General features: G+C 32.5%; 18 protein-coding genes and 1 pseudogene. 8 read left to right on the top strand and 11 right to left on the bottom strand.

The window, feature by feature from the left end:
• Positions 1 to 39: 39 nt before the first annotated feature.
• From JX000_RS02145 to JX000_RS02130, 4 genes are all read right to left on the bottom strand, one after another.
• Positions 40 to 765, bottom strand: a complete 726-nt coding sequence (locus JX000_RS02145) for an amino acid ABC transporter ATP-binding protein (protein WP_145505607.1) — start codon at positions 763 to 765, stop codon at positions 40 to 42.
• Positions 762 to 1,481: an amino acid ABC transporter permease gene (locus tag JX000_RS02140; RefSeq protein ID WP_206140825.1), complete on the bottom strand. Its 720-nt coding sequence runs from the start codon at positions 1,479 to 1,481 to the stop codon at positions 762 to 764. Before JX000_RS02140 ends, JX000_RS02145 begins: the two co-directional genes overlap by 4 nt.
• Positions 1,462 to 2,244, bottom strand: coding sequence for a transporter substrate-binding domain-containing protein (locus JX000_RS02135; RefSeq protein WP_002450353.1), 783 nt, complete (start codon positions 2,242 to 2,244; stop codon positions 1,462 to 1,464). Before JX000_RS02135 ends, JX000_RS02140 begins: the two co-directional genes overlap by 20 nt.
• A 117-nt stretch (positions 2,245 to 2,361) precedes the next feature.
• Positions 2,362 to 3,798, bottom strand: a complete 1,437-nt coding sequence (locus JX000_RS02130; protein ID WP_145505610.1) for an MDR family MFS transporter — start codon at positions 3,796 to 3,798, stop codon at positions 2,362 to 2,364.
• Between the two features lie 169 nt (positions 3,799 to 3,967).
• Between JX000_RS02130 and JX000_RS02125 the strand changes: the two genes are divergently transcribed.
• Positions 3,968 to 4,072 (top strand): putative metal homeostasis protein, encoded by a 105-nt coding sequence (locus JX000_RS02125; RefSeq protein WP_100066962.1) that lies wholly within the window; start codon positions 3,968 to 3,970, stop codon positions 4,070 to 4,072.
• A 157-nt stretch (positions 4,073 to 4,229) separates the two neighbouring features.
• Here JX000_RS02125 and JX000_RS02120 read toward each other — a convergent pair whose 3' ends face one another.
• Entirely contained in the window at positions 4,230 to 4,916 is a 687-nt protein-coding gene (locus JX000_RS02120; protein ID WP_145505613.1) for a 2,3-diphosphoglycerate-dependent phosphoglycerate mutase, read from the bottom strand.
• Between the two features lie 383 nt (positions 4,917 to 5,299).
• Between JX000_RS02120 and JX000_RS02115 the strand changes: the two genes are divergently transcribed.
• Positions 5,300 to 5,680 (top strand): aggregation-promoting factor C-terminal-like domain-containing protein, encoded by a 381-nt coding sequence (locus JX000_RS02115; protein WP_049424572.1) that lies wholly within the window; start codon positions 5,300 to 5,302, stop codon positions 5,678 to 5,680.
• A gap of 69 nt (positions 5,681 to 5,749) precedes the next feature.
• Here the strand turns inward: JX000_RS02115 and JX000_RS02110 are convergent, their stop codons facing one another.
• The 3 genes from JX000_RS02110 to JX000_RS02100 all read right to left on the bottom strand — a co-directional run bounded on the left by JX000_RS02110 (position 5,750) and on the right by JX000_RS02100 (position 8,829).
• Positions 5,750 to 6,652 carry a cation diffusion facilitator family transporter gene (locus JX000_RS02110; RefSeq protein WP_002450357.1) on the bottom strand — a complete coding sequence of 301 codons (903 nt, stop codon included), beginning with the start codon at positions 6,650 to 6,652 and terminating at the stop codon, positions 5,750 to 5,752.
• Between the two features lie 282 nt (positions 6,653 to 6,934).
• Positions 6,935 to 7,315 (bottom strand): GtrA family protein, encoded by a 381-nt coding sequence (locus JX000_RS02105; protein WP_049424575.1) that lies wholly within the window; start codon positions 7,313 to 7,315, stop codon positions 6,935 to 6,937.
• Positions 7,316 to 7,317: 2 nt separating this feature from the next.
• Complete coding sequence (locus JX000_RS02100; protein WP_002450359.1) at positions 7,318 to 8,829, bottom strand: hypothetical protein; 1,512 nt, start codon at positions 8,827 to 8,829, stop codon at positions 7,318 to 7,320.
• A 189-nt stretch (positions 8,830 to 9,018) separates the two neighbouring features.
• Between JX000_RS02100 and JX000_RS02095 the strand changes: the two genes are divergently transcribed.
• The 3 genes from JX000_RS02095 to JX000_RS02085 all read left to right on the top strand — a co-directional run bounded on the left by JX000_RS02095 (position 9,019) and on the right by JX000_RS02085 (position 12,341).
• Positions 9,019 to 10,167 carry a glycerate kinase gene (locus JX000_RS02095; RefSeq protein ID WP_206140824.1) on the top strand — a complete coding sequence of 383 codons (1,149 nt, stop codon included), beginning with the start codon at positions 9,019 to 9,021 and terminating at the stop codon, positions 10,165 to 10,167.
• Between the two features lie 33 nt (positions 10,168 to 10,200).
• Positions 10,201 to 10,887: a hypothetical protein gene (locus JX000_RS02090; RefSeq protein ID WP_206140823.1), complete on the top strand. Its 687-nt coding sequence runs from the start codon at positions 10,201 to 10,203 to the stop codon at positions 10,885 to 10,887.
• 248 nt (positions 10,888 to 11,135) lie between these two features.
• Positions 11,136 to 12,341, top strand: a complete 1,206-nt coding sequence (locus tag JX000_RS02085; RefSeq protein ID WP_206140822.1) for a putative multidrug effflux MFS transporter TcaB — start codon at positions 11,136 to 11,138, stop codon at positions 12,339 to 12,341.
• 66 nt (positions 12,342 to 12,407) lie between these two features.
• On the opposite strand, the gene JX000_RS02080 is transcribed toward JX000_RS02085, so the two are convergent.
• Positions 12,408 to 12,887, bottom strand: coding sequence for a GyrI-like domain-containing protein (locus JX000_RS02080; protein WP_002450363.1), 480 nt, complete (start codon positions 12,885 to 12,887; stop codon positions 12,408 to 12,410).
• Between the two features lie 165 nt (positions 12,888 to 13,052).
• Here JX000_RS02080 and JX000_RS02075 point away from each other — a divergent pair, with 165 nt between their 5' ends.
• Positions 13,053 to 13,667 (top strand): C39 family peptidase, encoded by a 615-nt coding sequence (locus tag JX000_RS02075; RefSeq protein ID WP_002450364.1) that lies wholly within the window; start codon positions 13,053 to 13,055, stop codon positions 13,665 to 13,667.
• 54 nt (positions 13,668 to 13,721) lie between these two features.
• Here JX000_RS02075 and JX000_RS02070 read toward each other — a convergent pair whose 3' ends face one another.
• A complete protein-coding gene (locus JX000_RS02070) occupies positions 13,722 to 14,531 on the bottom strand; it encodes a metallophosphoesterase (protein ID WP_002450365.1) in 810 nt (269 codons plus the stop codon).
• 355 nt (positions 14,532 to 14,886) lie between these two features.
• On the opposite strand from JX000_RS02070, the gene JX000_RS02065 reads away from it, so the two are divergent.
• Both JX000_RS02065 and JX000_RS02060 read left to right on the top strand, forming a co-directional pair.
• Positions 14,887 to 16,290, top strand: coding sequence for an amino acid permease (locus JX000_RS02065; protein ID WP_206140821.1), 1,404 nt, complete (start codon positions 14,887 to 14,889; stop codon positions 16,288 to 16,290).
• Between the two features lie 125 nt (positions 16,291 to 16,415).
• Positions 16,416 to 18,546, top strand: a pseudogene (locus JX000_RS02060) (cation:proton antiporter).
• 96 nt (positions 18,547 to 18,642) lie between these two features.
• Here the strand turns inward: JX000_RS02060 and JX000_RS02055 are convergent.
• Complete coding sequence (locus tag JX000_RS02055) at positions 18,643 to 20,472, bottom strand: APC family permease (RefSeq protein ID WP_002450368.1); 1,830 nt, start codon at positions 20,470 to 20,472, stop codon at positions 18,643 to 18,645.
• Between the last annotated feature and the right edge of the window lie 211 nt (positions 20,473 to 20,683).

Raw genomic sequence — 20,683 nt, 5'->3', positions numbered from 1 at the left:
TGAAACTGAATTCACTGGGATTTCTTTTTCTTATAAATACTATTGAATAACATTTAAGAAACGTTTAAGTTCATCTGTTTGTGGACGGTAAAAAATATCGTCGGGTGTACCCTGCTCGCCTATTTTACCTTCATGAATAAATACAATTTGGTTGGATACTTCTTTAGCAAATCGCATTTCATGTGTAACGATGACCATCGTCATACCTTCTTGTGCTAAATCTTTAATCACTTTCAATACGTCATTAACAAGTTCAGGATCAAGTGCAGATGTTGGTTCATCAAATAGCATGACTTTAGGATTCATAGCTAAAGCTCTAGCAATCGCTACACGTTGTTGTTGACCACCGGATAATGCATGTGGGCGTTGATCTTTCACATGTGTTAAGCCTACTTTTTCTAGTAGCTCTAGTGCTTTTGTTTTAGCTTCTGATTTACTTTGCTTCTTAACAGTCACTAAACCTTCCATGACATTCTCTAGCGCAGTCTTGTGTGGGAATAAATTATAACTTTGGAACACCATCCCGGACTGTTTACGTACTTCAATCTGTGATTTTTTGTCCTTTGCAGTATATGTTTTACCATTAACAAAAACTGTACCTTCAGTCGGTATTTCTAAAGCATTCATCATACGTAAGAGTGTTGTTTTACCTGAACCGGAACGTCCAACTAAAGTCACAACTTCGCCCTTATCCACTTTTAAATCGATACCTTTAATCACTTCTGTTTGATTAAATGATTTATGAATATTCGATAATTCGATCATGAGCGATACCCTCTTTCAATGTATGATTCATAAAAGCTTTGAATAACTGAAATGATGAAACAAACAACCCAATACATTAATGCAACTAAAAGATAAATCGTTAAATATTCATAAGAAGTTGAAGCAACTTCTTGTGCTTTACGGAACATTTCAGCCACTAAGATAAATCCTAATAAAGATGTATCTTTAATAAGACCTAAGAAGGTATTACCTAATGCTGGAATTGATACACGAATCGCTTGTGGCAGAATAATACGTTGAACAGTTTGGCGATAATTCATTCCGATTGAATAAGCCGCTTCTGTCTGTCCTTTTGGTATAGAAATGATACCACCACGAATAATTTCAGATGCGTACGCACCCACATTAAGTGATAACCCTATAATAGCTGCGATAACTGGTGCTAATGTCCATTGGTTATCAGCATCGTTTGTTAAGAGTCTTCCTAATTCTGGAATACCATAAAATATAATAAATAATTGAACAATCATTGGTGTACCACGAATGATTGATACGTATACACGCGCAATACCTTTTAATACTTTACTTGTAGAAATACGCATTAGTGCTGTAAATAAGGCAATGATTAAGCCTAATACAAATGTTACAAGTGTGATTGGGATAGAATATTTCACTATTCCTTCTAACATAGGTCCAAATGCTTGCTTTGCAGCGTCTAAAGCATGAAGTTGTTCACTATTCAGGTTTAGAAACATCTTGACCAAACCATTTCTTACCTATTTTTTTAAGTTCGCCACTCTCTTCAATTTTCTTCAATCCGTCATTGAATTTTTGTACAGTTTTATCATCAACTTTTTTAGAGAAAGCGAATGCTGATTTGTTTTTCTCAGCGTCACCTTTAATTGCCTTGATTTTAGCGTTAGGTTTTTGCTTTTTATAATCTAAATATGAGAGGCTATCGTTAAATGTAGCATCTACACGATTAGATAATAATAAGTCCATTGATTGGTTAAATCCATCAACTTTTGTGATTTTAGCGCCTTTATCTTTAGCTAATTGACCATAGTTAGAAGTAAATGTTTGTGCTAACTTTTTACCTTTAACATCATTGAATGATTTAATATTTTTTTCATTTTCACGTACGACTAATACCGCACTTGAATAAGTATAAGGATTAGAGAATTTGTATTTTTTCTCTCTATCTTTATTAATACCTACTTGGTTGGCAATCACATCAAAACGACCTGCATCTAGTCCTGCAAACATTGAGTCCCAAGATGTTTCGTTAAATTTCAATTTAAGGCCTTCTTCTTTCGCTACTGCTTTAATAACATCAATATCGTAACCAGTTAACTTGTCTTGCTTATTGTGGAATGTGAAAGGTGCGTATGTACCTTCCGTACCCACTCGGATTGTATTGTCATCTTTACTACTTGATTTACTATCTTTGCTTGAATTGTTACCACATGCTGCTAATACAAATACTAATGCAATGACACAAAATAAAAGTCTTTTCATTAAACTATTCCCCCTTAATCTTATTATTCTAATCGGAATAAAAACATTTTAATCCTTAATGGGTGGTAAGTCAATAACTAGTTACTGGCTTTTGACTGTCATCACAACTCTGATGAGCTATTGTTCTTCTGTCGATTTTGTATTTTTCTTTAACATAAATGAGCATAAGAAGCTCACAACTGTAATTATAACTGCAAATAAGAAACCAGCATGATAACCATGTAATAATGTATCTATTTTAATTTGTCCTAACATTTCGCTACGTTTCATACCATCATAATTACTCATATCTGGTGAATAGTGCTTACTTGCCTGCGTTAGAATAGTAATTAAAATAGCTGTACCAATTGATCCGGCAATTTGTTGTACTGTGTTAGTCATAGATGAACCATGTGCATTCATTTCATATGTTAATTGGTTCATTGTATGTGTCATCACAGGCATTAAACCTAAAGCAATACCAATCATACGTATGCCATAAACGGTAGCTAACATCACTGAACTTGTATTTTCATCCATAATGACAAAATAACCTGTGGTAATAATTACAATCATCATACCGATAAGCGCTAAAGGTTTGGCACCGAATTTTTCATAAAGTCCACCTGAAGCGAATGACATAATCGCCATAACAATGGCACCAGGTAATAAAATCAATCCAGAGTCTAAAGGCGTACGGTTTAATAGATTTTGAACAAACATAGGTAATACTGTTTCAGAACCAATCATAGAAACCATTGTGACTGCCATAATTAATATACCGATAGTAAATTGAGTATTTTTAAACACACTAAAGTTTAATAATGGTGTTTCAAGTTTAGATTGTCTCCAGATAAATAAGGCAACAAGTATCACACCGCCAATAATAGTAGTTAGAACGATAGGATCATTCCAACCGTCGTGAGAAATTGAACTTGTTCCATATAACAAACCACCAAATCCTAAGACAGATAAAATGATAGACATGATATCAATAGGTACTTTGATTGTTTCGCCCACATTTTTCACTGTAAATAGTGCAATGATAAATGTGATTGCAGCAATAGGAGCAACTACATGGAATAGTGATCTCCAATTTAAATACTCAACTAAATAGCCTGATAATGTTGGTCCAATAGCTGGCGCAAGTCCAATAACTAAACCAAACATCCCCATATATTTACCACGTTCATGTGGCTCAAATATATTCAATATGGTTGTCATCATGAGGGGCATCATGATACCTGAACCTAATGCTTGAATAATTCTAGCTATTAATAAAATAGTAAAATTAGGACTAAATCCACCTAACATTGTTCCTAAGAAGAATATAAAAATACCAACTAAAAAAACCTGTCTTGTCGTATAACGTTGGATAAATAATGCTGATAATGGAATCACTACCCCATTAGTTAATAAAAAGGCTGTTGTCAGCCATTGTACTTGTGAATATTCAATGTTGAAATCTTTCATAATACTAGGTAAAGCTGTTGTTAGTAATGTTTCATTTAACAAACCAAAGAAACCGCCTAATAACATCGTAATCATCATTACTAATTTTGCTCTAAGCGTCACTGATACTCCTCCCTACTTTCCTTTTTCATTTATCTGGTCATTATACAGTTATTGAATGTAATATGCATTTTTTAAGTTCAAAAAGTCCCAATTCTACAAATCGTAATAATTACTATTTACATTTTAGAATCTTTACGCCATAATATAAACAGATAAAGGAGGTCATATTATGAAAACAGATGTACAAACTGCACGCCGTAATTTGCACAGTCCCAATATTAAAACAAGAAAACGTGCTTTAAAAATTATCAAACAACATAAAAGAGCAAAGTAATACTTTCCTATTTCTATATATACATTTACAAGAGATATGATACTTTCATTTGATGCAAATCATCATATTGCTAGACATCATTAATCCACATTAATATTACTCCACAAAAAGGTCACCTATTGATGCAACCATCAACAAGTGACCTTTTATTTTTTGATTATAAATAGTATTTGTCTTTAACTTCTAATTCATCTGTTAATTCATAGACTAATGGCGCCCCTGTTTTAATTTCATAACCGATAATATCTTCATCTGATACATTTTCTAAGTACTTAATTAATGCTCGGATTGAATTACCATGTGCTGAAACTAATACCGTTTTATCATCTAATAAATGTTGAGGAATTTGGTCAGTCCAAATTGGAACTACACGTTCTAATGTATCTTTCAAGCTTTCAGAGTATGGCATCATTCGATGATCTAAATGACGATATCTTCTATTTTTCAAATATTCATTACGTTGTTCTTCACTTTCTGCAGGTGGTTGAATATCGTAAGAACGGCGCCATTGATGAACTTGTTCTTCACCAAATTGTTGTCTTGCATCATCTTTATTTAATCCTTGCAACGCACCATAGTGACGTTCATTTAAGCGCCAGCTTTTATATACTGGTATCCATTGTTGTTTTGATTGTGCTAAGATATACTGCGTTGTTTCCAATGCGCGTGTTAATAATGAAGTAAAGGCAACATCTATTTCTAACTGATTTTCTAATACTTTCTTACCTGCTGCAGTTGCTTCTTCAATACCTTGCTCAGATAAGTTAACATCTGCCCATCCTGTAAATAAATTTTTCGCATTCCATTCACTTTGACCGTGACGACATAAAATTAATTTTGGCATCATTTAACACCTTCCTATTTATATAACAAACTATCTTGAAGGATAGTTGATATGTATATTCAAATAAAAACTCGTTTAATAAATCGATTTATTAAATTTATATCTTCATTATAGAACTACCATATAGAATTTCAATCATTTACATTTGCTCTTATGTTGTAATTTTTTGACATATTTTTATTTTTATTGCAATGAATGTATTCTCACTAACATGTGTGTCATCATCTTTTTATTTTCATGTAACCTACGCAATCAATTGAGATGTTATAGTATGCAATACATCTTTAGAACATCATCCGTTTTAACAATACATTCAGACTCATATCCTTGGGAGATATCACTTTAAGTCGAATGATTTACACTAACTAAAGGAGTTAACTATAATGAAAAAATCTATTTTAGCAATTATCGCTACAATTTCTATAGGTGCTACAGGCATGGAAGCACATCAAGCTCATGCAGCTGAAAACAACCAATCATCACAACAAAATTATTCAGAAAGTAATGAATCTACAAATAGTGTTTATCAAGAATTCATAGATGCAGGCGGTACTAAAGCATTGTGGGATAGCATTGTTATGCCAGAATCAGGTGGTAATCCTAATGCATCAAATGGACAATATCATGGTTTAGGTCAAACGAACCAATCTTGGGGTTATGGTTCCGTTGAAAACCAAACTAAAGGTATGATTAATTATGCCAAAGAACGTTACGGCTCAATCGATAAAGCTATTTCATTCAGAGAAGCTAACGGCTATTGGTAAGATGTAAATATTAAAAAAGCGTCGAATAGAATCTTTATCGATTCTATTCGACGCTTTTACTATATTATTCTATTGATTTGATTGATGTATTTCATTTTCAATAGCTTCATCTATTTTCGGTTCAGGATGTACATATACAGATGATATTCCCTTCTCGTGAAGATGTGATTCAACTTTATCACAAATTAAATGTGCTTCATTAATAGATAAATTAGGTTCAACTACAATGGTCACATCTAAAAAGATACTACTGCCATGATAACGTCCTTTAATACTTCGAACGTCAAGCACGTCATCCACTTCTAAAATATCATTTCGATATTCTTCTAAATCCTTCTCATTAAAACCATCACTTAATGTAAAGATGGATTCTTTAAATATTCCAAAGCCTGTGTAAATGATTAATAAACCTAGTATTGTCGCTAAAACAATATCAATAATAGGAAATCCGATTTGTGTAAATACCAAACCTACTGCAGTACCGATACTAACTAAGCTATCTGACAGGTTATCTTTAGCTGCAGATTTTAAAGAACTACTATTTGTTTTTTTGGCTAATCTATGATTAATGACATAAACACCAAGCATTATGAGACCACTAATAATACTAACTAGAATAGTAACAGGACTTGGCACATGTTTATCATGGGTTAATAATCGAGGTGCATTTTCAATGACAACTTGTATACCCACAAACATAATAATAAATGATACTAATAATGTTGAGATATTTTCAGACTTTAAATGACCATACGGATGATTTTTATCTGCTGGTTTAATAGAAATTTTCAGCCCAACAATCACAGCAATAGAAACCACAATATCCGTCATATTGTTCAATGCATCCGCTCTAACTGCTGCCGAATTATATATGAATCCTGTCACGTATTTAGCTACTGAAAGGATGACATAAACAACTAAACTTAAATATGCCCCACGTTGTGCGATTTTCAAATTTTCATTTTGAGACATGACAATAGACCACCTTGATTTCCTTTAGTAATCATAGTATGAATCATAAAAAATGTTTTTACAACGTTTTTTAATTTCTATATTTTTTATATAATTAAGCTAATTATTTTTTTAGATTTGCCTAAAAAATAACCTGCTTATCGCTAAGAATAAAAGTACTTTTGCAATTCAATTCTTCATATTATATTTGAACATATGAAAAAGTCTCGCAAACGATCATCACTGTTCATCTGCGAGATTACAATATTATACCTGCTTTATATAATGAAGATGACTCAAACGTCAATCTTTTAAAATCCATTTTGACAATATGAATGTGACCGGTATTGTAATGATCAAGCCAGCGAAAGGTGCAATTTCTGAAGGTATATTTAACCACTGCACAAATACGTATAACAATACGGTCTGCATTCCCATATTAACAACTTGTGTTAAAGGGAAACTAATAAATTTACGTAGTGTAGGTTTCACTTTATAAACAAAGTAACAATTCAAATAGTAAGAAATAATAAAGCTAACTAAAAAGCCAGTAATATGACTAACTAAATAATTTACATTTAAAAGTTTTAGTAAAAGTAAATACACCACATAATAATTAAATGTATTCACCCCACCTACGATAATAAATTTAATTATCTCATAGTGTGTTTGAGTCAATTTCATACTTAATCTCCTTCAAGTTTTGCCATGTTTGAACCATACGGTACAATTTTTAATTTAATATTCTGTGGTATATCATAATATATTTTAAATAAATTGTGTTGTATATCATCGCTAGGTGTTACTTTATTAAGCATATTTTCAAATGGTAACTTCTCCAGTACAACCACATGTTTAATATGTTGTGTATCTAATTGATGTTCAATCGAATGTAACCGTTGTATATGAGTAAAATATATCATACCAAAGGTTACTATGAATATCATAGATAATCCTAATGCTAGCGTTCTTAATCCAATAAGTATTGATTTCATATTTACACTGCATTGAGTCATTAATAATAGTAAATACAATACCCATAACACATAATTAGTATAGAAGTTACCTGGCGTTATTGGAGATACTAATAACAATGGCACTGTGACTAATAATATAGATCCAAGTGTATAATAACCTAACATTCTCACCAACTGTGTTTTAAAAATCACATAAGTTGCGATAAACAACGCAATGTAGAACCATCCACAAATCATAAAATTTAATAAAGCGACACTTAGTGATCCTTTTAATTTATAAAATTGAAGAAAATCATATATAAAGAATTTATAGAAAGGCAAAATAGCGATACTAATGACTAAAACCACTTTCCAACGTAATATCCAATGGTTGAAAAAGGCATTTTTAAACAATAAATAAATCATTATCAATGCAATCAAGGTTAATATTAAATATTGATTAAAGAAAATATATTCCGGTAATTCCTTAAATATTGTATGTAATATCTTATGTTTCAAACCTTGATTATCTGAGAAGCGTAAATATTCGTTCCCACCTCTATATATACTAATATATATTGGATTGATAAACATGAGCATACCACCTATTAAGCTCAGCATAAAGCCCATAATTAAATAATAATTGATATGTCGATGTTTAATGCAAAAGATGACATTCCCAATAATCAAAATTAGCATATTATAAAGTGTTAAATTCTCAACAAATAATTGACCTAACAGCGTGGATATTAAAAATAAACTTAACCACGTAGCATTAAGTTCTTCCCATTTGTATATTGATACTACAACTACAAATAATATTAATATCGATAACATTGTACTAGGCACATTACTAAAGAAACCTGCGAAGTTACCATATGTATCTCTATAAATGATTCTTGGCATCATTAATATGAGAATAAACGCAATGACGATATAAATTCTACGTTGATATTTGCCTGTCATCATTGTTAATAAATAAATCATGCCCAAAGATACACCAGCATAGATTAGATATCGTAACACACTCATTTTCATTGCTATTAACTCTAATAAGTTATCTAAATATCTACCATTTGTGTATTCAATCAACCCTTTATATACCGTTAAATTATGTGCGATTGCCCATTTGAAATCATTAACTGCTAAAGGCGTTAGAATACTAATTAATAAATAAAAAAGAAAAATGAAGGTACACCATACGTAGAATTCATTAAATTTAAAGTTGATCTTGTTGTTCATGTCTAAGTTGTTCACCTTACCTATATAAATATTACGCTATATTATTATACTATTATAAAATATATTTTCCATAATTAATGTTGTATCTTTCATCCTTGATGAATATGCCACTGAAAATGTTTTGCCTTTTGTTTTCAAGTCGTCTCTTTTACAATAAAGATAATCAAATCGATGAGGAAGTGTCGACCAATGAAAATAGTCATCGCACCAGATTCATTTAAAGAAAGCATGTCAGCTCGAGAAGCAGCAGAAGCGATACAAGAAGGATTTTCCAAAATATTACCCTCAACTGTTGAATATGATTTAATTCCTATGGCTGATGGTGGCGAAGGTACAACTGAAGCCTTAATGGAGGCATTAAATGCTAAGACAATAGCTACAACCGTAAAAGATCCGCTATACCGAGACATTACCGCAAAATATGCTTACGCATCATCTCAAAAGATAGCAATAATAGAAATGGCCGCTGCATCTGGTCTTGATTTATTAACTAAGGAAGAACGAAATCCGTTGAAAACCACTACTTTCGGCACTGGCCAACTTATTAATCATGCTTTAGAGCTAGGTGCCCAAAAAATTATACTTGGTATTGGCGGTAGTGCTATGAATGATGGCGGTGTAGGCATGTTACAAGCATTAGGCGTAAAGTTTTTAGATAGCAATGGTCACTCTATTGAACCTGGTGGATTACATCTACTTGATATACAAACTATTGATACCACTCAGTTAAATTCAAAATTTAAAAACATCGATATGAGCGTAGCTTGTGATGTGACTAATCCATTATTAGGAGATAATGGTGCAACCATGATATATGGCCCACAAAAAGGCGCCACAGCAAAGATGATACCAAAGTTGGATACCGCGCTTTGCCATTATCATGATAAGATAAAATTACAACTAGATAAAGATGTTAAAGATATACCTGGTGCTGGCGCAGCTGGTGGCATGGGCACCGCTTTATTAGCTTTCTTAGATGCCCAGTTATCTAAAGGTATTGATGTCGTTTTAGAAGAAACACATTTCCAATCTAGAATTATAGATGCAGATTTAGTCATAACAGGTGAAGGCAAATTAGATTCCCAAACGATTTACGGTAAAACGCCAATTGGTGTTGCACAAGTAGCTAAACAATTCAACTTACCTGTCATAGCCATAGGTGGTAGTTTGGGTGAACAATACGAAACGGTTTATGATTATGGTATAGATAGCGTGTTTAGTATCATGAATCAACCTACAGATTTGCAATATGCACTAGATAATGGTCCTACCCTTTTAAGCCAAACTGCACACAATATTGCCCGTTTACTAAGATTAAACATGTCTTTTGATTCATAAATAGGCTAACCCAATAATGATGAGGTGAATGAAATGAAGAGAACGGATAAGTATAAAGAATCATATCGTTACGATAATCAATATCAAAATCATCGTAGTCAAAGTGAAGAACGTGAATATAGAAATCAAAGCCAATATCGCGATCAAAATGAATTTAACGATCCAGAGCAACACCCTGAACGCTATTACAATGGTAGAGATTATAGAAGAGAGCAAGAATTACAAGAAGAAAACCAAAAAACACGTAAATCTAAAAAATGGCTAATCGCTATTATCGTTATATTATTAATTATCGTAGCTATTTTCGTAACAAGAGCAGTGTTAAATCATAATAATAACAAAGTAAATAACGACCCTAACGTCTCTCAAAACTATAAAAAAGAAGTCGAAAATCAAAACGACGATATTAATAAACAAGTGGATACAGCTAAAAACGAAATTAAACAAAATAAAAATAGTCAAACTCAAATTAATCAATTGCAACAACAAATCAATAACTTAAAACAAAAAGAAGAAACTAATGCAGATTCAAAACTTACTCAATTTTATCAAGACCAAATCGATAAATTAAAAAATGCAAATAACGAACAACAAAACAATGAGAACCAAAACAAAGTAGATAGCATGCTACAAGATATTAATACTAAATTTGATAGTATTAAATCTAAAATTGATGAACTCATTAATGGTTCCGGTAACTCTAATAATCAACAACAATAGTAATCAACTACATTACATTACTTTTATTTTTCATATGCATTCTCTAAGTTAGGCTCTATGCCTCTCTTATGGGAATGCTTTTTATTTATTAAAATCACTTATTTCATGAAGTAATTTTAATAGTAATAATGCCATTTTTCTTCTAAGATAGTACTTTATGCAAATACATAAAAATTTAAATTACTACATACAAATATGGTCAAAACATATATAATTTGTTCTATAACTTCTTTAAAAGGAGAATGATTATGCAAAATACAAGTGCCATGCACTTCCCTTTCATATTAATTATCATTTTCGGTGTAATGACCACTTTTGGTCCTTTATCGATTGATATGTATTCACCATCGTTACCGGATGTGCAACATGCATTTAGTTCAACTACATCTGAAATTCAATTAACTATTTCCTTTGCAATGATTGGCTTAGCACTTGGACAATTTTTCTTTGGTCCTTTATCTGATGCATTTGGTCGAAAAAAAATTGCTTTAACGATTCTAGTGATATACATGCTTGCATCCTTGATTGCAGTATTTACGACGGATTTATACTTCTTTCTATTTTTAAGATTGATTCAAGGTTTAACTGCAGGTGGGTCAATTGTTATCGCGAAAGCATCTATTGGTGATAAATTTAGCGGTGACGAAATGGCTAAGTTTTTAACTTCTCTAATGGTAGTCAATGGAATCATTACGATTATAGCGCCATTACTCGGTGGATTTGCTTTAACCATATCTACTTGGAGAAGCATCTTTGTCATTTTGACAATAATTACAATCATCGTCATTATCGGTGTATTGATGAAAATGCCATCAACAAATCACGCCGATCGAACAACATTAAACTATGGACGTATATTTAAAGATTTTGGTCAGTTGTTGAAGAAACCGTCATTTGTGATTCCAATGTTGTTACAAGGATTAACTTATGTCATGCTATTTAGTTATTCAGCTGCGTCACCTTTTATAACACAAAAAATTTATAGCTTATCACCACAGCAATTTAGTGTGATTTTAGCAGTCAATGGAATCGGCTTAATTCTAATAAGCCAAATCGTAGCATTATTAGTGGAAAAGTTGAGTAGATATACATTATTAATCTATTTAACACTAATCCAAATCATTGGGGTACTATTGATTATTTTAACGTTAACAATGCATTGGCCTATTTGGATGTTAATCATCGCCTTCTTCTTAAATATAAGCCCGGTTACGTCTATCGGACCGTTAGGCTTTGCACTCGCTATGGAAGAACGAACTGGTGGTAGTGGCAATGCTTCAAGTTTATTGGGCTTATTCCAATTTATTTTAGGCGGTGTGATTTCACCATTAGTTGGTCTTAAAGGACAGTTTGACGCTTCACCATACCTAGTTATCATTTCAATAACGGCCATACTATTAGTCATATTACAAGTCATTTATTTCAAACTTAATCCAACTAAATATCGTTCATAACATATAAAACGCAAGTGAGATGATGACAGGCTATTCAGTCTGAAAGCATCTAACACTTGCGCTTTTTTATGATTTATTTTGTTCTATGGGTAACCAAATTTCAGTAATATAATTGTCGTCTTGCGTATCGCCTTCAGGATACAATTCGAAAAACGGTGCACGCTTTAACTGAATATTCTCAGTTGGAATCAATTCCTGATGAATTTGACGCATCGCTTGTCTAATGGATTGAGGTACTTTCCCTTTCGCATTGACCACAAGATAATCATTATCCTCTAGTTGATACGTTTCTAAACCGTCGTTTGGATTAGTCTCACAAGACACCCCAATCATATAATTCATTTTGCCATCTTGCTGTGGTAAACAGAGGCCAAGCAATCCATTAAGTGCTAGGTCACTTTTTTCTGCAAGTCTACAGTCTAATCCCATAGACGTCACATCTTCCCAAAAATCGGGAATATTACTTTGAGCATGACCGCCACTTTTAAATTGGCGTGTCACGCCAATAATATGTGTCGCTTTCATACTTTTAATTTGATAATCCATCTTTGACTCCCCTTAAAAATTTCTACTCCCATTTATTTATAACCTATCTTGGGATTGAATAACACTAAAATGATTATTTCTAAACATATCATTATCCAAAAAATGGTGCACGGTATATAATATTGAATATTATTTAAAGTGTATTTAAGTCGAAGGAGATTAACGATGAACCAAACTATTTTACCTGTTAAACCGATGAGTCAGTTATTTCCAATACCAATGATTATGGGCTGTGAAGGCGTATCAGCGTCTATGATGCTTCACTATAATGAACAACCTGTTAAAGCTACAGACATTATGAAAAATTGGCCCACCCACCCAAACAATCCATATAAAGGTTATGTTGGTCATCATTTACTTGTTAAATTTGGCTATCACCAAACCATTTTCCCAGAAGCCTATGTTCCGTTTTTACAAAAATACAACTCACATATCATTGACGGCACAGGTACTAGCTTGGCTGAATTAGAAAAGATCATTGATAAACAACAACCTATTGTGATTTATCATACGAGTTTAGGTGCTCGACCAATGCGTCGTAGCTTCAAATTTGATGGTCGTAAAATTCGTCTTGTTTCGAATATCCATGTCACATTACTAATTGGCTATGATGATCAACACTATTATTATATAGACCCACTATGGAGTCATATAAAGAAAGGTATTATTTTCCCAGCTATCTTCCTTAATCAAAAACAAATCATTAAAATTAAGAAATCTAAAATGGAACGCAGTTTTAATGCCCCAGGGCGCATGTGTTTATACGTTAATCCTGAATAACTGATATCAAAAATTATCGCTAACACTCGCTATTATTATGAGTGTTAGCGATTTTTAAATTGTAAAGTCCATAAGTGCATGGTTTATTTCCTGAGAAATATTATCTGTACGCCATTGTCTTTGATATCCTAGACATGGGCATAGATAGTGTACACTTTTCTCCGTCAAAGTTTTTCTGAAATGAACGTGACCCATAATACTGTATTGAATGTTATAGCTATCATATATATAATTGAAATCTTTGGTTCCAATATAAGCATTAAAGAAATCAAAAATACGATGTGGTGTTGGCACTACGAAAGCTGGATGCGTAACAATATGTGTGACTAAAATCATCTTGCGTGTTCCAACTCGTTCTATATCCGCTTCCACTTGTTGCGCCGCTTGTAACGATAGTGCCTTATCTGTCATATCACAATCCATTCTCACTTTATCTTGCCATGTTGCACCATAATGTTTACCTCGTTCTAATTTTTCTAATGAAAATTTGCCATTAGCAAAGGCGTAATCATACCATCCTGTGTGCCCCACAATAGCCCATTCATCGTCAATAATATAAGGTTGTTTAATCAAACATGCATCTTGTTGTGTATAAATGTCGAAAATTTCTTGTGAACTTTTATCTGTACCATCAGACCATAAATCATGATTCCCAGGTACAAATAATATAGGTATATTTAACTTTTCTTTTAAGTCATTGATAAATTGAATCACTTGTCGATAATCATTTGAAATGTCACCCGCAATGACGAGTAATTCTATCTCTCTTTTGATTACCACATCAACTAAAGTATCCAAATAATGTTGTGCATTTAATTTGGGATGTCGATCGATATGTAAATCAGAAATCGCCCCTATTTTCATTTTACATTCCTTCTTCACGTATCATTTATCATTGCTAATCATTATTACACATCTCTTTTTCAATTCAAAAAATTATGATTGATAATCATTATCACCATATCATTTCAAAAATTATTCTTTTATCTTTATAATAGTTATGTTTTCGAAATTAATTACTATTGAAAGTACCCCTATTTAACAGAATTATGCGATTATTCAAAAAAGTCATAAGTAATATTTATCATACAAAGCCTAATAAATGTATTTACTTATATTTTGAAAATTAATTGCTTTATTACAACTATTTCTATAGTATTAATAAAAAGAAAACGCTTTCACAAAAAATGTTTATTTTGCTTTCCTGAGGAGGAAGATTATGGCAAGACAACTACATAGAGAGTTGAATAACAGACATATCCAATTAATTGCAATTGGGGGTGCAATTGGTACGGGGCTATTCTTAGGTTCTGGACAGACGATTTCACTTACAGGACCTTCACTGTTATTCACATATATGATTATCGGAATGATACTTTTTGCTTTTATGCGTGCTTTAGGGGAATTATTATTAAGTAATACGAAATTCAATTCATTTGTTGATATAGCCAATGAATACATCGGACCTTTTGGCGGTTTCGTGATAGGTTGGACATATTGGATTTGTTGGATTGTTTCAAGTATGTCTGACTTAACAGCAATGGGACAATATTTCGCTTTTTGGTATCCACAAGTCCCACACTGGTTAACAGTGTTATTCATTGTATTAATTTTAATTTCGTTTAACTTACTAGGTGCAAGACTATTTGGAGAGTTAGAGTTTTGGTTCTCAATTATTAAAGTAGTCACAATTGTTGCGATGGTTATTGTAGGTTTAGTATTGATATTCTTTTCTTTTAAAACACATTACGGGCATGCATCATTTACTAACCTCGTTAAACATGGTGGTATGTTCCCACATGGTGCATTTGGGTTCTTAATGTCATTCCAAATTGCTGTGTACTCATTCATAGGTATAGAATTAATTGGGGTTACAGCTGGGGAAACAAAAGATCCTCAGAAAACGATTCCTAAAGCAATTAATAATGTGCCTATTCGTATTTTATTATTCTATATTGGTGGGCTACTCGTTATCATATCTGTCATTCCATGGAATGGTATAGATCCTGATAGCAGTCCATTCGTGAAGTTGTTTACATTGATTGGTATCCCATTTGCCGCTGGTATCGTTAACTTCGTGGTATTAACAGCTGCTGCTTCTGCGACAAATAGTGGGATTTATTCAAACAGTCGTATTTTATTCGGCTTATCTAAACAAGGTCTAGGGCCAAAAGTGTTAAGTAAAACTAATTCAAATGGTGTCCCTTACCTATCAATGTTTGTGTCATCATTTACTTTATTAGTTGCAGCATTACTTAACTTTATCTTTCCGGATGCCATTCAATTATTTATATATGTCACTACGCTATCTACAGTATTGTTCTTAGTTGTATGGGCAATGATTATTGTGTCTTATATCATTTATGTTAAAAAGAATCCTCAAGAACATAAAGATAATAAGTTTAAATTGATTGGAGGACAAGCTACAGCATACGTTGTATTAGCATTCTTTGCATTTGTATTCATATTATTATTCTTTAGTGATGATACTAGAGCCGCTATCTTTATTTCACCATTCTGGTTCATCTTCTTATACTTCTATTATAAAAAGTATAAAAATAATGCTAAAGACCTAGCTGATAAACAACGTTTATCTGATCAAAAACACGTAGAAAACACATAATAATTATATTATTATAAGGTATAATCGAACTTGTCGATTATACCTTTTTTTGTCTAATTTGTTTAAATTGTAAATATGAAAATATAAGGTAGAATAATATATATCATTCTCACAAGGAGATTTCTATGGAATTATTAGAAGCTTTTATTATATTTATAATTGCAGTAGTGATTAGTTCGATTATACATAATCGATTCCCTAAAATCCCTACAGCTTTTATACAAATCGCGCTAGGTGTAGCTATCTTCACCTTACCGATTCCCATACATTTTGATTTCGATTCTGAGGTCTTCATGATGGCAGTCATTGCACCTTTACTATTCGTCGAAGGTACGCATGTTTCAAGGACCAAATTACTTGAATATAAAAAACCAATTATTCTAATGGCTATGGCTTTAGTATTTACTACTGTTATTGGTGTAGGTTTCTTTATTCACTGGATCTGGCCTGATTTACCAATGCCAGCTGCCTTTGCTATTGCAGCAATTCTATGCCCAACAGATGCTGTTGCAGTATCTGCAATCACAAAAGGGAAGATTTTACCTAAAGGATCCATGTCCATTCTTGAAGGTGAATCCCTTTTAAATGATGCTGGCCGGTATTATTTCATTTAAAATTGCCGTTACAGCTTTAGTTACAGGTGCATTTTCAGCTGTAAATGCGATAGAGCAATTTATCGTATCTACGATTATTGGTATTTTAATTGGAATTATTGTAGGCTCAGTTGTTGTCAGATTACGTATTTATCTGACTGCTAATAAAGGTATGAAAGATAATAATACGTTAACTTTCATTCAAATACTCACTCCATTTGCTGTTTACTTTATTGCAGAGTTGTTCCATGCATCTGGCATTATCGCAGTAGTTGTTGCAGGTCTTATTCATGGTTGGGAGCGCGACCGACTCATTCGTGCACAGACTGAACTTCAAATGAGCTTCTCACAAATTTGGAATACGTTGAGTTATGCCTTAAACGGATTCGTATTCGTAGTATTAGGGTTCATCGTTCCTGAAGTGGTCATCCAAATCATCAAAGTGGAACCAGATAATATTAAATTCTTAATATTAATTAGTTTGCTCATTGCATTAGCTATTTATGTTGTTCGATTTATCTGGGTGTTCTTATTATACAAAGATTTCTATTATCCAAATCACTTACAACGTTATTTGGAAGACACGGATATTGCAGAAGAACAGCCACCAAGTCGTATACGTTATGCATTTATTATGACTATGTGTGGTATACACGGAACGATTTCTTTATCAATGGCTTTAACATTGCCAACGATTATCAATAATCACCAAACCTTCGAGTATCGTAATGATTTATTATTTATAGCTTCATTGATGGTACTCATCAGTTTAATATTGGCACAAGTGGTATTACCTTTTATTACTGAATCTGAACAATTAACAGATGACGAAGGTATGACCTATCAATCAGCAAAAATTTTCATTATGCAAGCAGTTATAACTCGTCTTAAAGAACTATCTGAAAAGAATAAAGACATTGATTATAGACCTGTTTTGACACAATATTACGGGGAAATGTCATTCTTAATTAATGCAGAGCCAGATAATCAAAATACTAAAGAATTACATCGTTTAGCAGAAATTGCTGAAGAAGAAGAAACAGCTACATTAGAAAGACTTATCAATAAAGGTAAGATCAATTCGCAAGAGTTGAATAACTATAGAAATGTTAAAGAACTTACTAATTCGTATAAAGAAGCTTCATTTGTAAAGAAAATTTCCCGCTTCTTTAGAATGTTCTACCTTCGTTTCAAAGCAAGAAAGAATTTACGCAAACAAGAGTATGATCGATTTAAAAAGGAACATGCTTATAAAGATCATGTATCAACTAGCAAATCAAACCAAACTGAAGAAGCACAACTTGACCGTGCAGAAATGTTAAAAGTTTATCAAAATGATTTGAAAAAGGTGCAACAAATTTTACGTATCATTAATCACCACATTATTTTACGTATGCAAAAAGAGCAGAATCCTTCAAACGTATTAGAAGTAAGTTTAGTCATTGATCAATATCACAACTTATCTCGTGCCTTACGTAACCGACGTAAAGGTAATAGAAATAAAGATAAATCAAATCAAAATGCTAAAGAATTAACAACTGAAGCGCAGCAAAATATCCACCTTCAAGCCATTTACGCTGAACGTGAATATTTAGATGCTTTAATTAAACGTAATCAACTATCGCCTAAAGTAGCAAGTCAATTACGTGAAAATATCAACTAAAATGAAATTATATTTGCAGAAAAATATTAGTTATATACCTTAAACTAAAAAGCCGTCACACTCATCTATCTTTAATGAGTGCGACGGCTTTTCAATTTATTTTTTAAGTTTAAATGGAATAGTACATAGTATCACGTTCTTTTGATAAATTAAATGCATTTTTAATCGTAAACTTGTTTGGTTGTGTAATAAATGATGCCAAGGCTTCTTAGGAATAAATTCTGGAACAACCACCGTGATTAAATAATTTTGATCTTCGGCTTTGCGATGAATTTTATCAATAAATCGTGATATCGGTCTGATAATACTTCTATATTCTGAATGTAAAATAATGAGTCTTACATCAGGAAAGTGTTGCTTCCATTTTTCTTGGAATCCTTTTTCGTCTTCATCACCAAATGATACGTGCACTGCAATCACGTCATTATTCGCTAACATCTGTGCATAATAAATTGATTTATCAACGACAGTCGTAATACTCATAATCGGTACAATAGCTAAACTACGATCTACTACTGGTACGTCATGCACGTCTAAATCAGAACGTAATTGCTCTGCAACATTACGATAATGAATTTTAATTCTTACAAATACAGATACAAAGAATGGTAAGAATAATAAAATTGGCCAAACATGACTGAATTTAGTAATCAAGAATATCATAAATACCACAAATGTAATCGTACCACCTAATGTATTTACTGCTAATTTAGCCTGCCAACCTTTTGGTCGTTCTCTATACCATTTTAATACCATACCAAATTGCGCTAAAGTAAATGGAATGAAAACACCTACTGCATATAATGGTATTAAATTTTCAGTTTTACCTTTAAACAAGATAATTAATATAATCGCAAAAATACCTAACACAAGAATTGAGTTAGAATAACCTAATCTGTCACCTCTAACCGTAAACATTCTAGGCATGTATTTATCTTTAGACATAGATGCCGCTAACATTGGAAATGCTGTAAAACCAGTATTTGCTGCTAATACTAATATCAATACTGTTGTAGCTTGTACAAAATAGAATGCAACGTTGTCACCAAAGATTTGTGTTGCTAACTGTGATAGAACCGTAGTCTCAGTCTGTGGCATAATGCCATATACATAAGCCAATCCTACAATACCTACTAATAGAAATGCTAAAATACTACCCATTGTGACTAACGTTTTTACTGCATTTTTAGGTGCCGGGTCTTTAAAGTTAGTCACCGCATTGGATATAGCCTCTACCCCTGTTAAAGAAGAAGCCCCTGAAGAAAATGCTTTTAATAGTAAAAAGAGTGTCACACCGTGTACTGCTGTCCCTACTGAAGATTGCATATGTGGTTGAATGTCACCAGTTGCAACACGCCATGTTCCCACTACAATTAATGCAACCAATCCAATGATGAATAAGTACACTGGATAAGATAACACAGTTGCCGATTCAGTTAGACCTCTTAAATTTAATATCAAAATGACTAATACTAATAAGCATGCTATGAGTACTTTGTAATCATATAAATTTGGAAATGCAGCTACAAACGCATCTGCACCGGAGGATATACTAACTGCAACGGTTAAAATATAATCGACCAATAACGAACCACCAGCAAGAAGTCCCCACTTCTCTCCTAAGTTCGTTTTCGATACCATATATGCCCCGCCCCCTTTAGGGTAAGCATATATCACTTGGCGATATGATAATATAAGTGCAGCTAATAAAATCAGAACGCCTGCAGCAATAGGTAATGTATACCAAGACGCAACTGCACCTACAACAGATAATGTAATTAATATCTGTTCTGGACCATAAGCTACTGAGGATAATGCATCTGAAGATAAAATTGCTAACGCTTTAAATTTAGTAATTTTTTCGTTTTTCAAGTCCCTATTCTTTTTGGGACGCCCAATTAAAAGTCTTTTAATTTGATTAAACATAACACTACTACCTCTTTGTATGTTGATGGATAAACTATACTCCCAACATTCAAAATTGTATATATTAACACCATATCTTTTCACTAACTAATCACTCTTTTAGAGTATTATAACACTTTTTATTCATTTCTCTTTCTAATCATTTATTATTCATAAAATAAATCCTTTAATTCGCTAAAATATTTCGAAAACTGCTATAATAAATTACACA

Source organism: Staphylococcus sp. SB1-57, assembly GCF_017086425.1.
Lineage (GTDB): Bacteria > Bacillota > Bacilli > Staphylococcales > Staphylococcaceae > Staphylococcus > Staphylococcus warneri_A.
This window is presented reverse-complemented; position numbering and strand designations above follow the sequence as displayed.